General features: G+C 75.4%; 6 protein-coding genes. 1 reads left to right on the top strand and 5 read right to left on the bottom strand.

Annotated elements, in window-relative coordinates; genetic code table 11:
* Nucleotides 1–623, bottom strand: a 623-nt coding sequence (locus ACFV4N_RS36600; protein WP_499677253.1) for a S1C family serine protease, incomplete at its 3' end; no start/stop codon positions are given.
* 45 nt (nucleotides 624–668) lie between these two features.
* Nucleotides 669–2,792, bottom strand: coding sequence for a putative bifunctional diguanylate cyclase/phosphodiesterase (locus tag ACFV4N_RS36595; RefSeq protein WP_499677252.1), 2,124 nt, complete (start codon nucleotides 2,790–2,792; stop codon nucleotides 669–671).
* A gap of 472 nt (nucleotides 2,793–3,264) precedes the next feature.
* Here ACFV4N_RS36595 and ACFV4N_RS36590 point away from each other — a divergent pair, with 472 nt between their 5' ends.
* Entirely contained in the window at nucleotides 3,265–5,094 is a 1,830-nt protein-coding gene (locus tag ACFV4N_RS36590) for an FAD/NAD(P)-binding protein (RefSeq protein WP_499677251.1), read from the top strand.
* Nucleotides 5,095–5,251: 157 nt separating this feature from the next.
* On the opposite strand, the gene ACFV4N_RS36585 is transcribed toward ACFV4N_RS36590, so the two are convergent.
* The 3 genes from ACFV4N_RS36585 to ACFV4N_RS36575 form a co-directional block, all read right to left on the bottom strand.
* Nucleotides 5,252–5,716 carry a flavin reductase family protein gene (locus tag ACFV4N_RS36585; RefSeq protein WP_499677250.1) on the bottom strand — a complete coding sequence of 155 codons (465 nt, stop codon included), beginning with the start codon at nucleotides 5,714–5,716 and terminating at the stop codon, nucleotides 5,252–5,254.
* A complete protein-coding gene (locus ACFV4N_RS36580; protein ID WP_499677249.1) occupies nucleotides 5,713–6,240 on the bottom strand; it encodes an NADPH-dependent FMN reductase in 528 nt (175 codons plus the stop codon). Before ACFV4N_RS36580 ends, ACFV4N_RS36585 begins: the two co-directional genes overlap by 4 nt.
* A gap of 307 nt (nucleotides 6,241–6,547) precedes the next feature.
* Nucleotides 6,548–7,309 (bottom strand): ESX secretion-associated protein EspG, encoded by a 762-nt coding sequence (locus ACFV4N_RS36575; RefSeq protein WP_499677248.1) that lies wholly within the window; start codon nucleotides 7,307–7,309, stop codon nucleotides 6,548–6,550.
* Nucleotides 7,310–7,443: the final 134 nt, after the last annotated feature.

Genomic DNA, 7,443 nt, shown 5'->3' with positions numbered 1-7,443 from the left:
CCCGTGGTCGACGGCACGGTCACCGTGCGGTCGAGGGCGCTGACGATGCCCGACGTCACGGTGCCCCGCAGGCCCTCCGGCGAGCCGATCGCCACGACCTGGTCGCCGACCCTCACCCGGTCGGAGTCGGCGAACACCGCCGGGGTCAGGCCGCTCACGCCCTCCGCCTGGAGGACCGCCAGGTCGCTGGACGCGTCGCTGCCCAGCACCGAGGCGTCCGCGGTGCGCCCGTCGGCGAGCGTCACGGTGACCCGGTCCGCGCCGGCGACCACGTGGTCGTTGGTCAGGATCCGCCCGTCCGCGCTCAGCACCACGCCGGAGCCCAGCCCCTCGCCCCGGCCGGTGGTCACGTTGACCTGCACCACGCTCGGCAGCACCTTCGCGGCGATCGCCGAGACGTCCGCGGTGGACGTCCCCGACGACGAACCGGCCTGCAACGCCGCCGGGCTGCCGACCGCGCCCGTGGTCGCGCCCGGCGCGTTCAGGGCGCCGACCACGCCACCGGTGACCCCGCCGAACAGCGCGGCGGCCAGCGCCGCCGAGGTCACCGCGGTCCCGGTGCGCCGCCAGAACGGCGCCCGCTCCACCAACGTCCCGCTCACCGCGGGGAATTCCTCTGCCATGGACCCAGGTTCGCCCCGCGCCCTGTGAGCAGGCTGAGCGCCGCGTCAGGACTTGCCAAGAATCGCGGCGACCCCGTCCGCCGACAGCGGCTCGCCGAACAGCGGGCCCTGCACGCCGGTCACGCCCAACTCGGCCAGCCGCGCCACCTCGGCCTCCGTGCGCACGCCCGCCGCGTGGAGGGTGATGCCGAGGGTGCGCGCCCACGACAGCAGCGCCACCGTGGCGGTCTCGTCCATCGGGGTCGCGCCCTCGGTGATGCCGCGGATCGGCGCGCCCTCGAACTTCAGCCCGCCCAGCGGCAGCCTGCTCAGCCGGTCGACGCCGTGGTTGGCGTTGCCGACCCGGTCGAGCGCCAGCCCCACGCCGTGCTCGGTGAGGATGGCCAGCTCCTCCAGCTGTTCCTCGCCGAGCCTGCCGAGCAGCGTCTCGTCCAGCTCCAGCCGCAGCCCGGACGAGGGGAGGCCGCTCTCCCGCAGCACCCGGCGCACCTCGGCCACCAGCTCCGGCTCCTGGCACTGCCGGGCGGTCAGGTTCATGGTCAGCACGGGCGCGGCCGCGCCGAACTCCGCGTGCCAGCGGCCGGCGTCGTGGCACGCCTGCTCCAGCGCCCACGCGCCCAGCCGCGCCGCCATGCCCGTGCCGGCGACCAGCGGGCCCAGCTCCAGCGGGTCGACCGGCCCCTCGACGGGGTGCTCCCAGCGCAGCCGCGCCTCCACGGCCAGCAGCGACCCGTCGGCCGTCGAGCGCACCGGCTCGTAGTCGACCCGGAAGTCGCCCTGCTCCAGCCCGCCCGCGACGGACGCGGCGAGCCGCATCGGGGTCCGCTCCCGCCGGTCGCGCTCGGGGTCGTAGAGCGCCCACTGCGCCTTGCCGTCCTCCTTGGCCCACCGCACGGTCATGTCGACGCACCGCATCAGCTCGGTCACGTCCGCGCCGCGCGCCGACCGCACCACCACGCCGACGCTGGCGGTCACGCCGATGCCGTCCTCGCCCACCCACACCGGCTCGGCCAGCAGGTCGAGGGCCTCCTCGGCGAGCGTCACCACGGTCGCCACGTCCTCCGGGTCGAGGACCAGCACGCCGAACTCGTCCGGCTCGATCCGGGCCAGCCGCCCGACCCCGTCGAACACCGACCGCAGGTGACCGGCGACGGCGTTGAGCACCCGGTTGCCGACCTCGTGCCCGTAGGCGTCGTTGACCACCCGGAACCCGTCGAGGTCGAACACGACCAGCGCGAGCGCCGCCGGGCCCCTGGCGCCGACCGCGTTCTCCAGCCAGCCGACGAACTGGCCGCGGTTGGCCAGGCCGGTGTGCACGTCGTGCAGGCTCTGGTGCAGCAGCCGCGCCTGGAGCGCCCGCACCTCGTCCAGGTCCTCCAGGACGGCCACGTAGTAGGCGGGCGCGCCCTCGTCGTCGCGCACCAGCGCGATCGAGACCAGCGCGGTGACCGGGTCGCCGTCGCCGCCCAGCAGCCGCAGCTCAGAGCGCACGTGGTCCCTGTTCCCGGCCTTCAGCTCGTCGGCCAGCCGGTTCAGCGCGGCCTGGTCCTCGGGGTGCACGAGGTCCCGGCCGGTGGTCCCGGCCAGCTCCTCGGCGGTGCGGCCGAGCATGGCGAGCAGGGCGTCGTTGCAGTCCAGCAGCTCGCCGCCGAGGCCGGTGACCGCGATGGCCGCGGGCGAGGTCCGGAACACCGCGCGGAACTTGGCCTCGCTGGCCCGCAGCTTCGCCTCCGCCGACCGGGTGAGCCGCAGCACGCGGGTCTGGCTCTGCTCCTGCTGGTCGAGCGTGTGGACGCGCAGGCCGTCGGCGAAGCCCGCGGCGAACGCGCCCAGCACGGCCATCAGCCGCTTGGCCCGCTCGCAGGGCAGGGCGAAGTGGTCGAGCAGGTGGTCGCCGACGAACGCGAGCGAGCGCTCCAGCGCGGTGGTCGACACCAGGCCGTGCTCGACCATCGCGCGGCCCGCCCGGTGCACCGCGCCGGTGGGGCCGTCGTGCCGCACGGCGGTGTGCAGGTCGGTGGTGAACCCGGCGAGCAACGCCTCCAGCCGGGGGCGCGGCAGGTCGGCCACCACGGTCGAGCCGATGGTGGCGGCCCACCGCCGGGCGAACTCGCCCCGGACGTCCCCGGACTCGTCACCCGGTCGTGCCGCACCTGCCTCTTCGACCATCTTCATTCAGCTCTGCGGGCCCATCGTCGAGGGGACAACCTTGGTGTCGACCTGTCGCGCGATCGGGTCACCGCGATAGCCGACGTGCGCATTTCCGGCCATTTGTCACTCGAATGGTGCAATGGGTGACCGTAGGGCGCGATTCAGCTTAGTGTCACCCGACCGTGGATGCACAAGACGACCTCGCCGGTGCCCGCGTGAGCAGGGGAAACGCCTTCCGGGTGCCTCGGCGGAATTGGCTCCTGGGCCTTTTGCGGGGTCCGCGCGGTGCGCGCACGCCGGTGCTCGGGGCGTTGAGGGACGCGGCTGGGTGGCGTGCGGTGCGGTGGAACGGGTCCAGTCCAGCAGCGCGGCGGAGGCGCCGTCAACGACGTCCGGATACCGGAAACCCTTGACCCGGCGGCACTCCGGGCGCTTGGCTGCCGGAGCGGCGTTGAGGGACGCGCACCCTTCGTGTTTCGGAGAACGCCGCATGAGCCCTGCCACCGCCCGGGTCGTCATCGTCGGAGCGGGTCCCCGCGCCTCGGGGTTGATCGAGCGCTTCGGCGCCAACGCGCCGGAGCTGTTCCCGCACCCGCTGGAGGTGCACCTGGTCGACCCGTTCCCCGAGGGCGCCGGCCGGGTGTGGCGGCACGGCCAGTCGCCGCTGCTGCGGATGAACTCGATGGCCGAGGACGTCACGGTGTTCACCGACGACAGCGTGGTGCTGGAGGGCCCGGTCCGGCCGGGCCCGTCGCTGGCGGAGTGGGCCCGGGACGTGCCGCCCGACGTGCTGCCCGACCTGCCGCCCGACGTGCGGGCCGAGCTGGCGGCGACCGGGCCGACCTCGTTCCCCGGCCGCCGCGTGCAGGGCGCCTACCTGCGGTGGTTCCACGGGCTGGCCGAGGCGTCGCTGCCCGCCGGCAGCTCGGTGCGCGTGCACCGGACGTCGGCGGTGCGGCTGACCGGGTCGCCGGGCGAGCCGCAGCGGGTGTGGCTGGCCGACCGCGCCGAGCCGCTCGTGGCCGACGTGGTGGTGCTCGCGCTGGGCCACCTGGACGCGGAGCCCTCGGCCGGGGAAGCGGAGCTGGCCTCGTACGCGGGGCGGCACGGGCTGCTGTACCTGCCGCCGGACTACACGGCCGACACCGACCTGTCCGCGGTGCCCGCCGGGGCCGACGTGGTGGTGCGGGGGCTGGGGCTGGCGTTCGTGGACCTGTTCGTGCTGCTCGCAGAGGAGCGCGGCGGGCGGTTCACGCGGGAGGGCGGCGTGCTGCGGTACGTGCCGTCCGGGCGGGAACCCCGGCTGCACGCCGGGTCGCGGCGCGGCCTGCCGTACCACTCGAAGACCGGCTACCGGCTGCGCGGCGCGCCACCCGAGCCGCCCCGGTTCTTCTCCGCCGACGCCCTCGCCGCGGCCTCCTCCGGGGACCTGGACTTCCGGCGCGACGTGTGGCCGCTGATGGCGAAGGACGTGGCCTACGGCTACTACCGGGAGCTGTTCACCGGGCACCCGGGGCGGGTGCGCAAGCCGTGGGACGAGTTCGCCGGGTGCTTCGCCGAGCTGGACTGGTACGACCCGGAGATGCGGGAGCTGGAGGAGACCGTCGCGGAGGAGGACCGGATCGACTTCGAGCGGCTGGACCGGCCCCTCGACGGGCTGGTGTTCGCCTCCCCGGACGAGTTCCAGGCGCACGTGCGCGGGTACGTCGAGGCGGACCTGGCGCGGCGGTCCGACGACCGGTGGAGCGCCGACCTGGGCGCGTTCCTGGCGCTGCTCGGCGTGTACGGGCAGTACGCGCGGCTGGCGGCGACCGGCCGGGTGCGCGGCGACGGCGGGTGGTGGCACGGGTTCTTCAGCTGGTTCGCCAGCGGGCCGCCGCCGGACCGGCTGGAGCAGCTGCTGGCGCTGTCGCGGGCCGGGGTGGTGCGGTTCCTCGGCGCGGACGCGTGGGTGCGGGCGGAGGACGGCGCGTTCCTGGCGGGCGGCGCGAGCGTGCCGGGGCACGTGGTGCGGGCGTCCGGGCTGATCGAGGCGCGGCTGCCGGTGCACGAGCTGGGCCGCACGGCCAACCCGCTGCTGCGGTCGCTGCGCGACGCGGGCGAGGTGCTGGCCGACGAGGCCGGGCAGGTGCGGGTCGCGGCGGAGGACAGCCGGCTGCTGGACGCGCGCGGCGAGCCGCACGCGCGCCGCTTCGCGGTCGGGCCGTACACGTCGAACCGGGCCTACGCGGCGTTCGCGCGACCGAACACGAACGCGCCCGCGTTCCGGCAGAACGACGAGGTGGCGCGCGAGGTGCTGCGGTTCCTGACCTCCGGCTGAACCAGCGGGACCCGGGCAGGGGCCACACCTCCGCCCGGGTCCCCAGCTCCCGTCTCGGCCCAGCTCCCGTCTCGGCCCAGCTCCCGTCTCGGTCCAGTCGGCGTCTCGGTCCAGTCGGCGTCTCGGTCCAGTCGGCGTCTCGGTCTCAGTCGGTGTCTCAGGCGACGGAGGTGTAGCGCCCCCGGAACCGGACCAGCGGCGCGCCGTTCTCGGCGTGGCGGATCTCGCGGGGTTCGCCGACCAGCGCCACGTGGTCGCCCACCGAGATCCGGCGCGCGGTGCGGCAGCTCAGGCGCAGCGGCGCGTCCAGCAGGTGCGGCACGCCGTCCGCGTCGGGCTCCCACCGCGTGGCGGGCCCGAAGCGGTCCGCGCCGGTCCTGGCGAACAGGTCGGACAGCTCGGTCTGACCGGCGTGCAGCAGGTGGACGGCGAACAGCGGCGCCGTGCGCAGGACGGGCCAGGCGGACGCGCCCTCGCCGATCCACACCACCACCAGCGGCGGGTTCAGGCTGGCCGAGGTGAACGAGCTGACCGTGACGCCGACCGGCCCGTCGGGCCCGGGCGCGGTGACGATGCCGACGGCCTGGGGGAAGTCGCGGAGCGCCGCGCGCAGGTCGGTCACGACGCCACCCCCACCGGCGCGGCGAACCAGCCGGCCTCGGCCAGCAGGGCGGCGGGGTCCTGGTCGAGCGCGGAGTCGTTGAGGAACAGCCCGCGCCCCGGCACCGCCGCCCCCAGCTCCGCCAGCAGCGGCTTGAGGTGCAGCTCGACCGCCAGCGCGTGCCGGTCGCTCGCGGCCACCAGCAGCGGCACCGCCACCCGGCCCCGCAGCCACCCGCCGGGCGCCCGGTCCAGCACGGCCTTCAACAACCCGGTGTACGTGGCCTTGTAGGTGGGGGAGGCCACCACCAGGTAATCGGCCCGGCCCAACGCCTCCAGCGCCTCGTCCACGACCCCGGACCCGGCCGCGAACACCTCACCCGCCAACCCGGCCGCGTCCACCAGCGGCCCGTCACCGGCGACCTCGTGCCCCAGCGCCCGCAACGCGCCCCGCACCGCCTCGCCGACCCCGACCGCGGCCCGCAACGTCCGCGACCCGACCCGCGGGTTCCCGACCAACACCCCGACCACCAGTGGCTGACTCACCCCCCGAGCATGTGGGCCCGCACCCCCACCCCTCAACCCCGTCCACCCACCGGACCCCTCTTGCCACACCCCACCCACCCCGACCGGACAACTCGCAACACCCGACCGGACGACACGCGATGCCTGACCGGACGACACGCCGACAACCCCACCCGCTCCGCGCGTGTCCTCCACTCGGACATCGCGTGTCCTCCACTCCGGCATCGCGAGTCGTACGTTCGGGACGGGTGAGTCGTACGTTCGGGACGGGTGGGTTCAGCGTTCAGGGCCCCCGGACCGGAGTCCGGGGGCCCTGAAGAGGTGGGGGTCAGGCCACCGCGGACAGGACCGAGGCGATCCGGGTGGCGATGCGGTCGTTGTCGGTCGGGGCGAGGCTGAGCCAGCCGTCCTCGTGGACCATCAGGTACCGACCCTGGTGCGTGTCGAACCACGTGATCAGGGTGCCCGCCCGGGTGCGCCGGTAGCCGCCGCCGACGGTGACGCCGAACTGGCCGCCCGCGACGCGGCTCGCGGCCAGCTCGCTGACCACGGTCGCGTCCTCGCGCGACAGGCCCGCCTTCTGGAGCGCCTCGCGCTCGTCCAGCTCGCCGCCGCCCCACGGGTCGTCCTCGTCGTCGTCCTGCTCGTCCTGGAGCGCCACGGCCGCGTGCAGCGTCTCCAGCCGCAACGACAGGGCGCTGCCCGGTCCCGCCGTCCCGCCCGGCAGCACCTCGACGATCGACCGCGCCAGCGCCGTCGGCCGGATGCCCAGCACGCCGATCGACCCGCTGTCGATCACGGCCATCGCGCCCAGCTCGCCGCTCGCCACCGCGACCGCCCGCACGGCCCGGTCCACGTGGGCCACCGCGTCGACGGCCACCTCGTGCTCCGCCAGCAGCCGCAGCAGCTCGACCAGCCGCGGCGCGGGTTCGCCGTGCTCGGCCAGCGCCTGGCCGCGCAGCCGTTCGCGCTCCTCCTCGGTCGCCCCGGGCACCGGCACGTCCAGCGGGTACGGCAGCCGGCCCAGCCGGAGGTGGTGCCACAGCGCGTCCAGTTCCCGCGGCGTCAGCAGGAACTCCGGCTCGATCACGCCTGGTCGCCCTTCTTGCGCGGCTTCGCGCCGCCGATCACCGACGGCGGCAGGTTCTCGCCGGGCACCTCGAAGATGTCCTCGCCCCGGATGTACGCCGCGGCGCGGTGCTCCTTGTCCTCGCCGCCCTGACC

Origin of the sequence: Actinosynnema sp. NPDC059797 (assembly GCF_042732085.1) — a bacterium.
Classification (GTDB): Bacteria; Actinomycetota; Actinomycetes; order Mycobacteriales; family Pseudonocardiaceae; genus Actinosynnema.
This window is presented reverse-complemented; position numbering and strand designations above follow the sequence as displayed.